The organism is Paenarthrobacter sp. PAE-2 (genome assembly GCF_026013155.1).
Classification (GTDB): Bacteria; Actinomycetota; Actinomycetes; order Actinomycetales; family Micrococcaceae; genus Arthrobacter; species Arthrobacter ureafaciens.
Window position 1 is genome coordinate 19,479 of record NZ_JAPDNV010000023.1, and the last position, 15,140, is coordinate 34,618.

14 protein-coding genes and 2 riboswitches are annotated in these 15,140 nt (G+C 64.1%); of the genes, 7 read left to right on the plus strand and 7 right to left on the minus strand.

What is annotated here, in order from left to right:
- Positions 1-12: 12 nt before the first annotated feature.
- Positions 13-642: a LysE/ArgO family amino acid transporter gene (locus OCL88_RS14250; RefSeq protein ID WP_264962934.1), complete on the minus strand. Its 630-nt coding sequence runs from the start codon at positions 640-642 to the stop codon at positions 13-15.
- A 68-nt stretch (positions 643-710) separates the two neighbouring features.
- Here OCL88_RS14250 and OCL88_RS14255 point away from each other — a divergent pair, with 68 nt between their 5' ends.
- Together OCL88_RS14255 and OCL88_RS14260 are read left to right on the plus strand one after the other, a co-directional pair.
- Complete coding sequence (locus tag OCL88_RS14255) at positions 711-1,622, plus strand: LysR family transcriptional regulator ArgP (protein ID WP_264962935.1); 912 nt, start codon at positions 711-713, stop codon at positions 1,620-1,622.
- Between the two features lie 79 nt (positions 1,623-1,701).
- A complete protein-coding gene (locus OCL88_RS14260; RefSeq protein WP_264962936.1) occupies positions 1,702-1,926 on the plus strand; it encodes a hypothetical protein in 225 nt (74 codons plus the stop codon).
- 9 nt (positions 1,927-1,935) lie between these two features.
- Here the strand turns inward: OCL88_RS14260 and OCL88_RS14265 are convergent, their stop codons facing one another.
- The 5 genes from OCL88_RS14265 to OCL88_RS14285 all read right to left on the minus strand — a co-directional run bounded on the left by OCL88_RS14265 (position 1,936) and on the right by OCL88_RS14285 (position 9,223).
- Complete coding sequence (locus OCL88_RS14265; protein WP_264962937.1) at positions 1,936-4,062, minus strand: multicopper oxidase family protein; 2,127 nt, start codon at positions 4,060-4,062, stop codon at positions 1,936-1,938.
- 12 nt (positions 4,063-4,074) lie between these two features.
- Positions 4,075-4,548, minus strand: coding sequence for a hypothetical protein (locus OCL88_RS14270; RefSeq protein ID WP_021473664.1), 474 nt, complete (start codon positions 4,546-4,548; stop codon positions 4,075-4,077).
- Between the two features lie 229 nt (positions 4,549-4,777).
- Entirely contained in the window at positions 4,778-6,442 is a 1,665-nt protein-coding gene (locus OCL88_RS14275; protein WP_264962938.1) for a DNA repair helicase XPB, read from the minus strand.
- Positions 6,443-6,490: 48 nt separating this feature from the next.
- Entirely contained in the window at positions 6,491-8,956 is a 2,466-nt protein-coding gene (locus tag OCL88_RS14280; protein WP_264962939.1) for a helicase-associated domain-containing protein, read from the minus strand.
- A 51-nt stretch (positions 8,957-9,007) separates the two neighbouring features.
- Complete coding sequence (locus OCL88_RS14285; protein ID WP_021473661.1) at positions 9,008-9,223, minus strand: hypothetical protein; 216 nt, start codon at positions 9,221-9,223, stop codon at positions 9,008-9,010.
- Between the two features lie 193 nt (positions 9,224-9,416).
- Between OCL88_RS14285 and OCL88_RS14290 the strand changes: the two genes are divergently transcribed.
- Positions 9,417-9,800 (plus strand): cold-shock protein, encoded by a 384-nt coding sequence (locus tag OCL88_RS14290; protein WP_021473660.1) that lies wholly within the window; start codon positions 9,417-9,419, stop codon positions 9,798-9,800.
- A 9-nt stretch (positions 9,801-9,809) separates the two neighbouring features.
- Positions 9,810-10,460: a DUF3027 domain-containing protein gene (locus OCL88_RS14295; RefSeq protein ID WP_264962940.1), complete on the plus strand. Its 651-nt coding sequence runs from the start codon at positions 9,810-9,812 to the stop codon at positions 10,458-10,460.
- Positions 10,461-10,532: 72 nt separating this feature from the next.
- On the opposite strand, the gene serC is transcribed toward OCL88_RS14295, so the two are convergent.
- Positions 10,533-11,663 carry a phosphoserine transaminase gene (gene serC, locus OCL88_RS14300; RefSeq protein WP_021473658.1) on the minus strand — a complete coding sequence of 377 codons (1,131 nt, stop codon included), beginning with the start codon at positions 11,661-11,663 and terminating at the stop codon, positions 10,533-10,535.
- 337 nt (positions 11,664-12,000) lie between these two features.
- Between serC and OCL88_RS14305 the strand changes: the two genes are divergently transcribed.
- From OCL88_RS14305 to OCL88_RS14315, 3 genes are all read left to right on the plus strand, one after another.
- The gene (locus OCL88_RS14305) at positions 12,001-12,696 is read left to right on the plus strand and encodes a metal-dependent transcriptional regulator (RefSeq protein ID WP_264962941.1); all 696 of its coding nucleotides are present in this window, start codon (positions 12,001-12,003) and stop codon (positions 12,694-12,696) included.
- A gap of 229 nt (positions 12,697-12,925) precedes the next feature.
- A riboswitch (cyclic di-AMP (ydaO/yuaA leader) is annotated at positions 12,926-13,169 on the plus strand.
- A 4-nt stretch (positions 13,170-13,173) separates the two neighbouring features.
- Positions 13,174-14,004, plus strand: coding sequence for a M23 family metallopeptidase (locus OCL88_RS14310; protein WP_031216905.1), 831 nt, complete (start codon positions 13,174-13,176; stop codon positions 14,002-14,004).
- 139 nt (positions 14,005-14,143) lie between these two features.
- Positions 14,144-14,310: riboswitch (cyclic di-AMP (ydaO/yuaA leader) on the plus strand.
- 4 nt (positions 14,311-14,314) lie between these two features.
- The gene (locus OCL88_RS14315) at positions 14,315-15,058 is read left to right on the plus strand and encodes a C40 family peptidase (RefSeq protein WP_052474162.1); all 744 of its coding nucleotides are present in this window, start codon (positions 14,315-14,317) and stop codon (positions 15,056-15,058) included.
- The last annotated feature ends 82 nt before the right edge of the window (positions 15,059-15,140 follow it).

The following is a 15,140-nucleotide window of genomic DNA, read 5'->3' on the forward strand; positions in this document are numbered from 1 at the left end:
CGGGCAGGGCTCCTAGCTCCCCAACGCGAGTCCCGCTCCCAAAGCCATCATGGTGACGGCAATGCCGCCGTCGAGCAGTTGCCAGGAGCGGGGCCGGGAGAAGAATCCCTTGAGGAACCGGGCGCCGAACCCCAGCGAGGAGAACCAGAGAATGCTGCCCAGAATGGCTCCCGCTCCGAACCACCACTGTTGCCCGGAACCTTGGGCGCTGGCAATGGAGCCCAGGAGCGCGATGTCCAGGTACACGTGTGGATTGAGCCAGGTCAGTGCCAGCACTGTGGTTATGGCGGCGGTGAGGCTTTTCTTTCCGGATTTCGGAGAACTGCCGTCCGCTGTCAGGGACTGCGGGTTCAGCGCCCGCCGTGCCGCCATGATGCCGTACGTGACGAGGAACGCTGCGCCCACGTAGCGAAGGATGACGACGGCGGTGGGTGCCGCCGCGATCAAGGCGCCGGTACCGAGGACCCCGGCAGCAATGAGAACGGCGTCCGAGAGTGCACAGATGGTAACGATAGCGGCGACGTGTTCTCCGCGGATACCCTGCCTCAGCACGAAGGCATTCTGTGCCCCGATGGCAACGATGAGGGCAAGGCCGGTGGCGAGGCCGAGGCCCGCCGCGTTGATGGTGTCAGAAAAATTCACTCCTCCAACGTATTGGTGGAGCTCGACTAAGAACAGCTAAAGATTCTTCACTGGAATAAGCTTTGCTTATGAGATTTCCTTCGGAGCAGTTGTCGACGTTCGCCGCGGTCCTTTCCGAAGGCACGCTGGAAGCAGCAGCCAGGACGCTTCACATCACCCCCTCCGCGGTCTCCCAGCGGTTGAAAGCCCTGGAGCAAACCGCCGGGCGGGTGCTGCTGCAGAGGAGCAACCCGGCCCAACCGACGGAGGCAGGGGAGGTTGTGCTTCGGCTTGCCCGCCAGGTGGCGCAACTGGAGGCTGATGCCGGAGCGGAACTGGGCTTTGGGGCAAGTGGTCCGCGCTTGGCCATACCGGTTGTGGTGAATGCCGATTCCCTGGGTGTCTGGTTCCTGCAGGCTCTGGCACAAGTAGCTGCGGAGGTTGACGTCACCTTCGACCTCCACCGCGACGATGAGCAGCACTCCGCCTCCTTCCTGCGCTCGGGGAAGGTGATGGCCGCTGTGACAGCAACACCGGATCCCGTGCAGGGTTGTCGGGTGGAGCCGCTGGGTGTCATGCGCTATGTGGCGGTCTCTGAACCGGCCTTTGCTGCCCGATGGTTCTCCGACGGCGTCGACCCGGGGAAACTTAACACGGCGCCTACTGTGGATTTCGACCGGAAAGACACCTATCAATGGGCCTTCGTGCAGTCGTTGGCCAGTACGCCGGCCGGTGAATCGATTGACGTCAAGGGGCCCCGGCATTACGTTCCATCCAGCCACGACTTTGGAAATGCCATCCGCTTGGGCCTTGGCTGGGGCCTTATCCCGGAGATCCAATGCCAACAGGACATCAAGGACGGCACACTGGTGGAGCTTGCCCCGGGCCGGCCCCTCGATGTGGCGCTCTACTGGCAGCGGTGGAAAACCGCCTCCCACGTGCTGGACGTGGTGAGCGACACCGTTCGAACCGTGGCAGCGCAGTTCCTCAGGCAGCCCTGACAAGCCGCAGGACAGTGTTGTTTTGGAACACGCCGTCGATGCTTCCAAAAATGTCAGTGCCCCATTCCACACTTGAAACATGGCAAAGAAAACAGCATCAGTCAGCAACGCCGCACACCCGGTGGAAGTTCAGTACGAATACCACGTGAGCTACTTTGACTCGGAAGTTGGCCGGGTCCAGGTAGAGGAGTTCGAGGACCTGCAGGCAGCCGAGCGCTTCGCTTCCATCCAACTCCGCTCGGAAGATTGCTGGGCCGTAGTGGAGCGCGTCGACATTCAGGTCTACATCCACCTCGCCGCCTGAGGAGCGTGCCTACTCCGGCCGGTTGTGGGCATGCCCTCCGTGGACGAACGGTGAGGACACCCCCTCGTACTGCATGAGCATCATCATCCCTTCGGCGGCATGGTCCAGGTTGTGGCAGTGATCCATCCAGATCCCCGGATTGTTGGCCACCAGCAGGACTTCCCAAACCTCTCCGCCCTGGATATCAACGGTGTCCAGGACCAAGGGTGATCCGCTCGGTGCCACTCCGTTCCGGCTGAGTACCAGGACATGATGACCGTGCGGGTGCATCGGGTGCGGTTCGGCGGTGCGGTTGATGATGGTTACCTTCACGACGTCCCCCTCCGCGACCTGCATGGAGGGCACCAACGGATAGGCAGCGCCGTTCACCGTGAAGGCATAGCGGGGGACACCGTCCACAAACCGGAATTGCCGGTCCAACACGATTACTTCCTCACGGTCGGCCGTCGGAGTATCAACCCTTCCTGGCCCGGGTTCGCCATAACCCAACAGATCAAGGACGGGAGTGGTCGCAAAAATTCCAGGAGTGCCCTTCTCCGGGTTGCTCCCCGCTGAAGGGCTGTTTCCGCCGGAAACGGCACCCGAAACTTCGCCGGAAACGGCACCCGACACCTCACCCGACATCTCGCCGGGACTCCCGGGGTTGATGATCACCGCGGCGTCAGCGGCAGCATCCATCCGAACGGTCACAGGAGACCCGGGCATGGCAAAGGTCAGGTCGTACCGGCCGCCGGCGCCGAGACGGAGCAGCTTTCCTGACACTTCGCCCGGCTTGTTGACTTCGGTTCCATCGACGGCGGCCACTGTGAAGACCGTTCCTTGCACGAGGTAGCGCTGTGGCAAGGAGTCGGTATTGATCAACCGCACGCGAACCAGCGAGCCCGGCTTCACCGTATACATACTGCTACGGTCTGAGGAGCCCAGCATCCCCAGACCGCCGAGGTCGTGCCCGGCCACCACGATGTCCGCGTCACTACGGACCATGGCGGGATCGTGCACGACGAATACGCCGTAGAGTCCCTTGCGGACTCCTTCGGCTGAATCCTGATGGGTGTGGTACCAGTACGTTCCTGCTTGCGCCGCGGCAAACCTGTACGTCATGGACTGGCCGGGCAGGACAGCGTCCTGGGTGGCGCCTGCCACTCCGTCCATGGCGTTTGGCACGTCGTAGCCGTGCCAGTGCAGCGTCACCCCGGCCTGCACGTCACGGTTGTTCAGTACTACTTCCACTACCTCGCCCAGCCGGGCTTCCAGCGTAGGTCCCGGCAGGCTGCCGAACGTCCAGGCTTCCGTTGTCCGCCCCGACGGCAGCGTTACCTGTTCAACCCTCGCCGTGAGTTCATAACGCCGGACTGTGGCATTCGCAGGCATGTCGCCCAGTAGGGCAGTCACCGGCGTCGTGGCTGACACCGGGACCGGACTGCCGGCGTCGTGATGTCCGACGGCGGTGATGATCCCGGTGCCGTCCGCGGCACGGCTGCCCAGCCACGTGAAAACGCCGGCTCCCAGGGCCGTGCATGCCATCAGGCCGGCCAGCGCCGTGGCTGCCGTTGCACGCCTGCCGCCACGAGTCGGGCCCAGTACGCTAACAGCGTGCCGCGGGAAGAGCGCCATTTTGGCCAGCACAACCACCCCTGCGACGAGGAAGATCAGGATCACCAGGGTCCAGAGGGCGGGGAAAGGTCCCAGGACGAACATCAGGGCGAGGGAACCCACAGCACCGGCGCCGGCTGCCACCATGGCCAGGACGGCGGCTTTACGCCCCCGGAGGGGTGCCGGCATCTGCGCGCCGTCGTTGGGGGAAAGGTGTGCGCCGGTGTTCCGCCTCCTCAGCAAGAACGGAACACCGGCCATCGCGGCCCAAGCCGCGGGGATGGCGGTCAGCGGCAAGCTGATGGATATGCGTTCGCTGGCAAACCACCAACTGCCCGCCGCCAAGGCAGGGAGTAAAGCGTAGCGGGCTGCCGTTGCCACCAGGGCGACGGCAGTCGCGAGGAGCGCCAAACCGGCCAAGCTAGGCTTGGCATGGCCTTCACTGGCTGTTGACGTCCACGTCATCCAAGCTGCCGCGGCCCAAGCGCCGGCAGCAAGGACCGCCAGCACCAGGTCCACAGCCAACAGCTGTGAAGTGTTCAAGACAGCAGGTGGTCAGGCCGAAGCGGGAGACGTGGGCGCGTCGGAGGAGGTGTCCTTGGGTGGTAGCGGTTGCGGGTTGAGGGCAGCAGCCCGTGCCCGGCTGAACAGCCAGTAGGACATGAAGATGATCAGCAGCCCGGTGATGGGATGGATCGATGCCACCCACGAGCCGGACGGAGTGATGAAATCCTCGGATGAGCCAGTCAGCATGCCGCCAATGATGAAGATAAACAACTGGACCCAGGTCATCAGGAAGATTCCGGCGGCAAGCCAGATGGTTCGGGAACCCATGCGGGCGATCGCGGCCACAATAGCGGCGAGGAGCGCGCCGTAGCGGAGGACGTACTGACCGTTCAGGACGTGGTAAACACCCGCTTCGCGCTGGGCTTCGATGGTGTTTTGGAAGTGGAAGTAGCCGGCAAAAAACAACTGGGCAAGTGATGAAAGCAGAACGATGGCCGCAAGGACCATGAGGGTCTTACGCATTGGGGATCCCTCTGACAGGAACTTCACAGATTCAGTAAAGGCCTTCAAGCCATCGGCACCCTTGGCTGCGGGCTACCCCCACTGCCGATGACTGGCCGCCAGGCTGCCTGGACCAAGGGCAGCTTTTATGGGCGGAGAGCTTCACTTGGAATCGTAAAATTGCTGGAGATAAATAGCAAGGGTGCGGGGGTTATTCGCCCCAACGGCTCCTGGCCCCGGCCCCCAAAGGCTACTGGCCCTGTTCGGTCCCGACGTCCTTTCCGACGTCTTTGGCGTCCATGATGCGGTAGGCATAACCCTGCTCGGCCAGGAACCGCTGCCGTTTCGCGGCGAAGTCCTGGTCGAGCGTGTCGCGGGCAACCAGCGAGTAGAAGCGCGCGGCCCGGCCGTCCTGTTTGGGCCGCAGGAGGCGGCCCAAACGTTGCGCCTCCTCCTGCCGGGAGCCGAAGGAGCCGGAAACCTGGATCGCCACGGAGGCCTCCGGAAGGTCGATGGAGAAATTCGCCACCTTGGACACCACAAGGGTTTGGAGCTCGCCCTTCCGGAAGGCATCAAAGAGTTTCTGGCGGGCCTTGACGCTGGTTTCGCCCTTGATCAGGGGAGCGTCCAGCCTTTCGGAAATCTCATCCAGCTGGTCGATGTACTGTCCTATGACCAGTAGCTGTTCGCCTTTATGTGCCTCCACGAGCTGTTCCACCAAGGCGGTTTTTGTCTCCGACGTGGCGCACAACCGGTACTTATCCGCGTCCTCGGCCATCGCGTAGGCCACGCGCTCGTCCCGGGGCAGGTCCACCCGGACCTCCACGCAATCGGCGGGGGCAATGTAACCTTGGGCTTCGATGTCCTTCCAGGGAGCGTCGTAGCGTTTGGGGCCGATAAGGCTGAAGACTTCGCCCTCGCGACCGTCTTCACGGACCAGGGTGGCGGTCAGGCCGAGTCGCCGCCGGGCTTGCAGGTCGGCAGTCATGCGGAAGATCGGGGCGGGTAGCAGGTGGACTTCGTCATAGATAATCAGTCCCCAGTCATGGCCGTCGACAAGTTCAAGATGGGGGTACAGCCCGCCGCGTTTGGTGGTGAGCACCTGGTAGGTGGCAATGGTGACGGGCCGGACTTCCTTGACCGCACCTGAATACTCGCCGATCTCGTCCTCGGTCAGGGAGGTCCGTTTGAGGAGTTCGTCCTTCCACTGGCGGGCCGAGACGGTGTTGGTCACCAGGATCAGCGTGGTGGTCGAGGAGGTGGCCATGGCCGCTGCCCCCACCAGCGTCTTGCCGGCGCCGCAGGGAAGCACGACGACGCCGCTGCCGCCGGCCCAGAAGTTCTCCGTGGCCACCTTCTGGTATGGGCGCAGCTGCCAGTCTGTCTCGTCCAGCATGATCAGGTGCGGCTGGCCATCCACATAGCCGGCCAGGTCCTCGGCCGGCCAGCCCAGCTTGAGGAGCAACTGCTTCAGCTGCCCGCGCTGGGAGGAATGCACCACTACGGTCTCGCCGTCGATCCTCGGGCCCAACAACGGCGCAATCTTCTTGGCGCGGATGACCTCCTCCAGCACCGGGTAGTCGTCCGTGCGCATCACCAGACCGTGCTGCGGGTCGTTCTCCAAGCGCAGGCGGCCATAGCGGGACATGGTTTCTTCAATGTCGATCAGCAGCGCGTGGGGTACGGGAAAGCGGGAGTACTTCAACAGGGTGTCCAGCACCTGTTCGGCGTCCAGTCCTGCGGCCCGCGCATTCCAGAGGCCCAAGGGTGTGAGCCGGTAACTGTGCATGTGCTCCGGAGCACGTTCGAGTTCGGCGAAGGCAGCGATGGCGTGCCGTGCTTCGGTAGCCAACTCGTGGTCGACTTCCAACAGGATGGTTTTATCGCTTTGAACGATCAGCGGACCGTCGGTCACTCTTCATTCCTATCTTGCGCGCCTCCGCGGGCCCGCCGTTTGCTGCAGCTACGGGTGCCGGTCACCGGCTGGCTCCACATCGATGATCCTGTGGATGGACAGTACCCGTTCGGTGTCCTTCGCGGGATCGAAAACCCGCACCCGGCCACCCGATACGGAGACTGGAACAACGGTTTCCGTATTTGAATTCCCCAAGCTGTCCACCACGTTCATGGTGACTGCCTGCTTCATCCGGATTGCTTTCTGCAGGGTCTCCAGGCCCAGCTGGGTTGATGCCTCGCCCGTCCCGTCACCCGGGACGCTGCGGTGCTGCCGCAGAATCGCCAGTTGAGCCTCGACGTCGTCGTCCGGCGGAGCCGTCCGCGGCGCTGTATAAACCGGTCGGGCGCTGCCGGATACGGCGGTGGTCCGCTTCAGGCGTACGACGGCGGGTTCGGCGTCCTGCACGGCAGGTGAGAGTCCCAGCTCGCGCAACACCCGGGCGGTCTCCCGCGGGCTGGCTGAGGAGGTCAGAACAGTCGGGGCGAGGCGTACCAGGCTCAGGGCCGACGTCCGGGCTTCCAGCAATAGTTCGGAGATGGCCGATTCGTCGTCGCTCTGGATGAAGCTGGCGCTCGAACTGATCCGCAACCGGCCGTGCCGGGACGCGGTGTCCTGGATGAGGTAGGAAAGCGGCTGGGGCACCTCGGTGGCCGAGTGCTCCCGAAGGAACGCCAGCAGCGATTCCGCATCCTCTCCGGCGTCGAGCGCCCTCCGGATGGAGGAGGCAGAGAAACGGTAGATCGACGCCGGTCCTTGCCCTTCGGCGTCGGACATCAGGAGCAGCCTCTCACTGAGCTCAGGCGCCAAATATCCGGGAGCCACGGCGGTCAGGTCAGCCTGCAACAGGATGTGGTTCACCGCAGCGGGCAAGTGTTCGCCAAGGATTGTCATGGCATGTTCGGGGCGGCCCGCCGCGATGGCCGAACCGAGCTGCGTGAACGCCCCCGAACCCATGAGGCCCAGGAGAGTGGCTTCCTCGAGGATGCCGCGCACCAGGGAACTGAACCGCCGGGCCATCCGGGGCTGCGCCCATTCCGCGCGTTGGAGGACCGCACGGGCGTCGAGCACCGGCGCCTTTCCATCCGGCGCTGCCGCCTCGGCGGTGAGTTCGTCCAGGATCTCCAGAAGCCTGCGCCGGACAATAGGGGCATCGGGACGCTGGGCTTCGGCGGACAATGCGTTGATGGTGCTGCCGGCCGCGCCGTGGTGGGAGCCCCCGGTGTTTCCTGCGGTGGGCTGGCCCACCATGGACGGGGCGCGTTCGCTGGCGAGCCACGCATTCACCAACCACAACCACTGCTCCTGGCGTGGCAGGCCCGGCCATTCGAGCGCCGGGGACTGCACCCAGGTGGAGCTGTCCACATCCAGGCGCAACAGCCCGGACAGGGCGCACAACTCAAGCAGGACAGCCGTTTGGTGCACCCCGCACCGGATCGACTCGGCAAGCCGGCGCAGCTCGCGCACGCCCACGCCGCCGCTTCGAAGAGTGGCCAACGGTTGCTCCCGCACGACGAACAGCAGTTCATTGCACAGCCTGAGCGTCTCCGCGATGGCACCCATGGCCGCGTTGCGCCGCAGGGCGCCACTGGTGTGCCCCAGTTCCGGCACAGGAGGGGTCAGGCTGAAGTCGTTCACAATGACGCCGCCACGCAGGGCGATGCCAACGCTGTGCGGCAGCTCAACGTGCCCGGCATCGAGGGGGACCAGCAGTCCGCGGGCCAGCAGCCAGTCGATCGGTCCGACGTCGGCACTTTCGTGCGTCACCGAAGCCCGCCTTTGCGCCTGGGGTAGGGCGCCCATGGCCCAGCTGCCGAACTTGTCCAGCAGGGCAGTGGTCCTCTCCGGAGCAGTGGCGAGGATGGCCCGGACGCCTTCCGGCGTGGCAGTCCATTTCTGCAGGGACAGCGCAGCATCCATCGGGGTGCTGGCCGAATGGATATCAATGCCGCTGTGGTGCAGTTCGGACACAAGCTGGACCACGCGCTGGGCAAAGGCCGGCTGCAGCCTGACAAGTTCCGTGTAGCTGCGGCCCAAGCCCGCGGGGTAGATGCCGATGACATCCTTGAGGCTGCCCACGGGCAAATAGAAACGCTGCCTGGAGCCTGCCGGCATGTGGGCAGATGCCGGTGGTTCCGCCCGATGGACCAGTGCCAGGTCCTGCAGCTTCGCGAGGATCGGTTCCAGCGCGGACAAGGTTGATCCGGCAATGACCTTCTTCAGGCCGGCGGCGGAGGCACTGTGTCCGGTATCTGTGTTGGTACACAGATGGAGCGTTTCGAGGACCTGCATTTCCGGCTTGGTGAGTCGCTCCAAGGCCCGCTGGACGCTGACCCGGGCACTGGCCCTGGCCGCGAGTGCCGCAAAGTCCGGCGCCATGGGGGAGATGAGGTCCGGCCGCGCGGCAAACAAAGCCCGCAGCGAGGCATCGCTGCGCGCCTCGAGTTCCTTGCTGAGCGCTCGAATCAGGGACATCAGTTCAACGTTACCGCCAGCGGCACACAGATGCCTGTCCCGCCGCAGCAGCTATTGGCGCCGGCGCTGGCGGGCTGCGTCCACCACCAGGAAAACGGCCATGATGAAGGCTATCGGCAGTCCGTAGAGTGCAGTCGACGTCACCCATACGGGTGCGGCCCCGCCGTTGAAGGCAATGGCCATGACCGCTGCCACGGCAGCCAGCGAAACAAAGGCGACGACGGCGGCAGCAACAGTCAGGGGGCGGCGGTAACCCGGGGAAGTCATGCTCCAAAGGTATCCGGTTGCCGTGGGCTTCCGCTAAGCGCGAAGCGCCAAAGCGGGAATAGGGGGCCGGGCAGGATAACCTTGAAGGAGCAGACCCACACGGACCGGGCTGTCGCCCCTGATCCCGCAGGACCCTGTGGATGCGGCGCCGGCCTGACGTGTTTCCCACGCAAGAACGAAGAAGGTTGATTACGTGCCCACCGGCAAGGTCAAGTGGTATGACAAGGACAAAGGCTTCGGATTCCTCGCGGCCGAAGACGGCCAGGAAGTATTCCTGCCCAAGACGGCCCTGCCCGCGGGCGTAACCGAGCTTAAGGCAGGAACCCGGGTGGAGTTCGGCGTTGCCGACGGTCGCCGCGGGGCGCAGGCGTTGGGCCTGCGTATTCTGGACAAGACCCCCTCCATCGCCAAGGCCAAGCGTATGAACGCGCGGGACCTCGCGCCGCTCGTCCAGGACCTGGTCACTGTGCTGGACAACCTCTCCGGCACGTTGTCCTCCGGAAAGTACCCGGAAGGCAATAAGGCGAAGGCAATCGGTACGGCACTGCGCAAGGTTGCCGACGAGCTGGAAGCCTAAGGAACAGCCATGACTTCCGAATCCGCACAGGATACGCAGGCCGCCGGGAACGCATCCGATGATGCCTCCGCTGCCGAGGCTCCTGCCAACGGGGAGACCCCTGCGAGCGGGGCCGGCCCGGCAGCCAGGGAAGTCCCCGCGCGGAAGGGTGCTGCGCCGAAACCCCGCGCCGGAGTTCCGGTGTGGCGCACCGGTAAGCCGGACGCGTTCCTGGCTGCCGCCGTCGACGTGGCCCGGACAGCCGTGGAAGGTATCGCGAAGCCCGGCGAGGTTGGCGCCCACATCGGGGCCAAATCGGAGGGCGACCGCGTTGTCACCCACCTGTTCGAATCCAAGCTGCCCGGCTATGGCGGGTGGCAGTGGTACGCGGTGGTCACCCGGAACTCGCGTTCCAAGATTGTGACCGTGAGCGAGCTGGGATTGCTGCCCTCGGAGGACTCCATCCTCGCGCCCGAGTGGGTCCCGTGGGCCAAGCGGGTCCGGCCGGAAGACGAGACGCCATTGGTCGAGGAGACCGCCGGGGAAGTCCCGGAAGAAGCCGTGCAGGCGGAAGAAGCTGAAGCCGAGGCTTCCAGGAATGAACCGGCCGAAGACGCGGACGATGCCGACGCGGACGCCGAGGACGCCGTGCAGGAGCCTGCAGACTCCCCGGAAGCCTGATCCACCAAGACTTTAAAAACAATCGGCGCCTGCCGGGAGCTTCTCCCGGCAGGCGCCGATTGTTTGTGGGGGCTACTTCTTCAGCTCGCCCACCACGTAGTCAATGCTGGCGAGCAGGGCGGAGACGTCGTCCGGTTCGATCGCAACGAACGTCGCGATCCGCAGCTGGTTGCGGCCCAGCTTGCGGTAGGGCTCGGTGTCAACCACGCCGTTGGCGCGCAGCACCTTGGCGATGGCCGCGGCATCGATCGAATCGTCGAAGTCGATGGTGGCAATGACGTTGGAACGCTCTTCGGGGTTGGCAACAAACGGAGTCGCGAATTCGGAGGACTCTGCCCACGAGTAGACGCGGCTGGCAGAATCTGCCGTGCGCTTGCTGGCGAAGTCAAGGCCGCCGTTGCTGTTGAGCCACTGGACCTGCGCATCCAGGGTTACCAGCGTGGAAAGCGAAGGCGTGTTGTATGTCTGGTTCAGCTTCGAGTTGTCGATGGCGGTCTGCACGTCAAGGAAATCAGGAATCCAGCGGCCGCTTGCCTTGATGCGGGCAGCGCGTTCAAGCGCCGCGGGGGAGAAGAGGCCGAGCCACAGGCCGCCGTCGGATGCGAAGTTCTTCTGCGGTGCGAAGTAGTAGACGTCCGACTCAGCCACATCCACGTCAAGGCCACCAGCTGCGGAAGTAGCGTCCACCAGCACCAGGGAACCCTCATCGGCGCCGGCAACGCGCTTGACCGGCGCAGCCACACCGGTGGACGTCTCGTTCTGCGGCCACGCATATACATCCACGCCGGCTTCCGCAGCGGGAGCGGGGCGGGTCCCGGGCTCGGACTTGATGATGGAGGACTCGTCCAGGAACGGAGCCTTGTTGGTGGCGGCTGCAAACTTGGAGCCAAACTCGCCGAAGGACAGGTGCTGGGCCTTCTTTTCCACGAGGCCGAAAGCCGCGACATCCCAGAACGCCGTTGAGCCACCGACGCCGAGGACTACCTCGTACCCTTCAGGAGCACGGAAGAACTGGCTGAGGCCCTCACGAACGGAGCCTACGAGGTTCTTGACCGGTGCCTGGCGGTGGGAGGTGCCAAGGATGGTCTTCGATGCAGCGGACAGGGCTTCGATCTGCTCCGGGCGGACCTTGGACGGTCCGGCGCCGAACCTTCCGTCCTTGGGCAGCAGGTCGGCGGGAATGGTGATGCTGGTGTCGCTCACGCGTGGCTCCAATGTGTATCGGTCAAAGACGGGGAGGTGGCAGGTGGCATCAACTGCCCCTTCGACACCCCCAATTCTGCCTGAACAGGCGCGGGTGCGCGTACCCGGTGGTGTCATAGTCCGCCACGTGGAACGTGGTTGCGCGCGTTCCCGTCGTCAAGGGGGTGGAGGCAAGGTACCCGGAACCTTTGTGACCCTTCGAAAATTATCAAGAGTAATTCCAAATAAGCTAGGCTGGGGTACGCGTTCACAGGGTGGCGCAGGGGGACGTGCAGCCTCTACGGACGCGGTACGGTGGACATTACGCAAGAACTGCGTTCGAGGAGAGCTGAGCTGGATGACGGATCTGATCGATACCACTGAGATGTATCTTCGGACCATTTTGGAACTTGAAGAAGAAAACATCGTGGCTCTCCGCGCCCGCATCGCTGAGCGGTTGCGCCACTCCGGTCCTACGGTCTCCCAAACGATCGGACGCATGGAGCGCGACGGCCTGGTGGTGGTGTCCAATGACCGGCACCTGGAGCTCACGGATGTTGGCCGCAAGCGCGCCACCGAAGTGATGCGCAAGCACCGCTTGGCTGAACGCCTCCTTGCCGACGTCATAGGCCTGGACTGGGCGTACGTCCATGACGAAGCGTGCCGCTGGGAGCACGTGATGAGCGAACGCGTGGAACGCAGGCTGTATGAACTGCTGGAGCATCCCACGCAATCCCCGTACGGGAACCCGATTCCCGGCCTGGAGGCCCTGGGCGGCCTCGCTGTCCAAGCTCCCTTCCGCCCGGACGTCAACCTCCTGCAGGCAATGGATGGTTATGCTGACGACTCCCGCGTTGTGGTGAGCCGGCTCGCCGAGCCCATCCAGGTCGAGCCCGAACTCCTGACCCAGCTGGACGAGGGCGGCATCCGTCCGGGTGCGGCCGTTTCCCTGGAGCGCGTGGGGGACTATATCTCCGTCCGGGTGCCGGGGATTGAAGGGGCCCTCGAGCTGCCGCCGGAAGTAGCTGCCCACGTATTCGTGGCAGTCGGCTAGCAAGCGAAAGGCCAGCCAGGTGCAGGCGTTCACTCCATGTGGGCGCCTTTGCCTTGCCATGGGCGTGGTTGATCTCACGTCACGCCGCCGCGCGGCGGTGTGACCTGCGGTTTCCGCGGATAGGTGATAAGGGGAGCGGGCAAAAAACGACCGCCCTGTAGATAACGAATTTATTACCGCGGGCCTTAATCCCCTATAGTTATCTACTAGCGCCGATATCAAAGCGTTACCTGATCTGGAGCCGAGCTCTGCCAGCAGATCAGGGGTGTTAAACATCTACTGGCAGAGGCGGGGGAACCACAATCGGCTGCCTAGAGAAGCAGCCTTGGGGTGAAGTCCGCAGCAGCAGTGCCTTACTTACGCAATTCCCTCCTGGGATACCTGTGTGCCGTGAGCGCTGCGTGCGGGCCGGGTCTTTGCACTCTCTGATCCGAATCCGACAGCTAACTTCGCAGGCTTTTGAGAGAGGAACAGAGTTTGACTTCGCAGAACGTCAGGGGCCGTCGACGCGCTACCGGCCCCGCTACTGAGCTGCGGCCAGCCCGCGTAGTATCGGAGATCCGGCCCCGCGACACCCAGCGTCAGGTGCGCCGCCGTAAGAGCCCGATGCGCCAGGTGGCCGATTTCGCAGCAGCCAGTGGTGTAGGGCAGAAGGCCGGCGTAGCACTCGCTGCTACCGGTCTTGCGCTCACTGTCGGCCTGCCTGCAACGAGTCCCGTCATGGCCACGTCCGAGTCCGGGCAGACTGAGGCCGCACTGGCTGTGGGCGGCGGGAGCCAGCCAGAGGTCTCCGCGGAAGCGTCCGCCAAGATCGACTTCAGCCGCGCCGCGGTGGCAACCAAGGCGGATCCCGACGGCAAGCTCAAGCAGTTGCTGAGCGCCCAGTCCGTGGGAAGCATCCAGGCCAGCTCCTCCAAGGGCACCATGGCCAGCCCGTTGGACACCCTCAGCACCGCATCACCGTTCGGCTACCGCATCAGCCCGCTGACAGGCGGCAGCGGCGATTTCCATCGCGGCCAGGACTTCGTGGCCCAGTGCGGCACGGCAGTCCACGCTGCTGCGGCGGGCAAGGTCACCTTTGCGGGCTGGCACGAATACGGTGGAGGCAACCGCGTGGTGGTGGACCATGGCAACGGCCTGGAAACCACCTACAACCACTTGTCGTCATTCAACGTCAAGGTCGGCGACACCGTGAATCGCGGAGACACCGTTGCCTTGAGCGGCACCACGGGCGCTTCCACCGGCTGCCACCTCCACTTCGAAGTCCAGGTCAACGGCGAAGTCGTCGACCCCATGGGCTGGCTCTAACCCGAGTTGATGGTCGTCTCTCGCATTCTTGACACGCCCCGTGATCTGAATGTGACATTTGCGTTCAACTGTTGTACCGTACAAAGCGCATCGGCTTTTTAGGGGGCCGATGCACTTGGGTGGATTGCCTAGCTCTGCCACCACTCAAGGTCCGTTCGCATAATTCGTCTGGCAGGGGCGGGGGAACCAATTTTGGTCTTCGAAAGAGGGCCTTGGGGTTAAGTCACAAACGCTTCCAACGGCGTGTGGCCGGATGACTCCCATCCGAATCCGACAGCTCACCTCGCAGGCATTGGGAGAGGCTACCTTCGTGTCATCACGCACTACTTCTGCGCGCCACCGCGCCCAGACGGTTACCCCGTTGAACACTCTTTCCAAAGCTGTTTCAGCGAATGCCGGAACCGTCGGCCGCCAGGCCGCAGTCCTTGCAGCAGCATCGGGCTTGGTCCTCAGCGTCGGCCTTCCTGCCCAGGCAGCGGATACTGACGTTTCCAAGGCTGAGTCCAGCGCACAGCAGCTGGTGACTACCGCCGTCGTCACGGCGGAACCAACCGCCACTGTTTCCTTTGAGAGCCCCGTTGTGGTTACCAAGGAAGCCCCCAAGATCCAGCGCGCTTCCCAGACCACGCAGCGCTCCCAGGCGAACGGCAACCAGAATGCCGGCCAGGGCGAGGGCGCAGTCACCGCCAAGTCCGCCGGCTCCAAGGATTCCGCAGCCAGCGCCGCGGCTTCGGGCCTCGCAGCAATCGCGTACACCGGCATCGGCCACCCGTACGTCTGGGGCGGCACCACCCCCAACGGTTGGGACTGCTCCGGCTTCACCCAGTGGGTTTACGCGCAGGCCGGCATCAGCATCCCCCGCGTCAATGCATGGACCGCCATGAAGCCCACCAGCACTCCCGCTCCCGGCGACCTCGTCATGCAGAACGGCGGTGCCCACGTTGGCATTTACGTCGGCAACGGCATGATGGTCAGCGCCCTGAACCCCAGCCAGGGCACGCTGCTTCACTCGGTAGCTTCTACCGGAACCTCCTCCTTCTTCACCCTGCGCTAAAAACCGTCCAGGTAAGCCAGCGCGCCCCCCGGGTGCTGGCCTGCCCATGACCCGCGTGCTTCCCCGCAGCACGCGGAAACGA

Bases quoted from the DNA above. Each gene is read 5' to 3' on its own strand.
- OCL88_RS14255 (WP_264962935.1), top strand. From the start codon at position 711: ATGAGATTTCCTTCGGAGCAGTTGTCGACGTTCGCCGCGGTCCTTTCC.
- OCL88_RS14260 (WP_264962936.1), top strand. From the start codon at position 1,702: ATGGCAAAGAAAACAGCATCAGTCAGCAACGCCGCACACCCGGTGGAA.
- OCL88_RS14270 (WP_021473664.1), bottom strand. From the start codon at position 4,548: ATGCGTAAGACCCTCATGGTCCTTGCGGCCATCGTTCTGCTTTCATCA.
- OCL88_RS14280 (WP_264962939.1), bottom strand. From the start codon at position 8,956: ATGTCCCTGATTCGAGCGCTCAGCAAGGAACTCGAGGCGCGCAGCGAT.
- OCL88_RS14285 (WP_021473661.1), bottom strand. From the start codon at position 9,223: ATGACTTCCCCGGGTTACCGCCGCCCCCTGACTGTTGCTGCCGCCGTC.
- OCL88_RS14295 (WP_264962940.1), top strand. From the start codon at position 9,810: ATGACTTCCGAATCCGCACAGGATACGCAGGCCGCCGGGAACGCATCC.
- OCL88_RS14305 (WP_264962941.1), top strand. From the start codon at position 12,001: ATGACGGATCTGATCGATACCACTGAGATGTATCTTCGGACCATTTTG.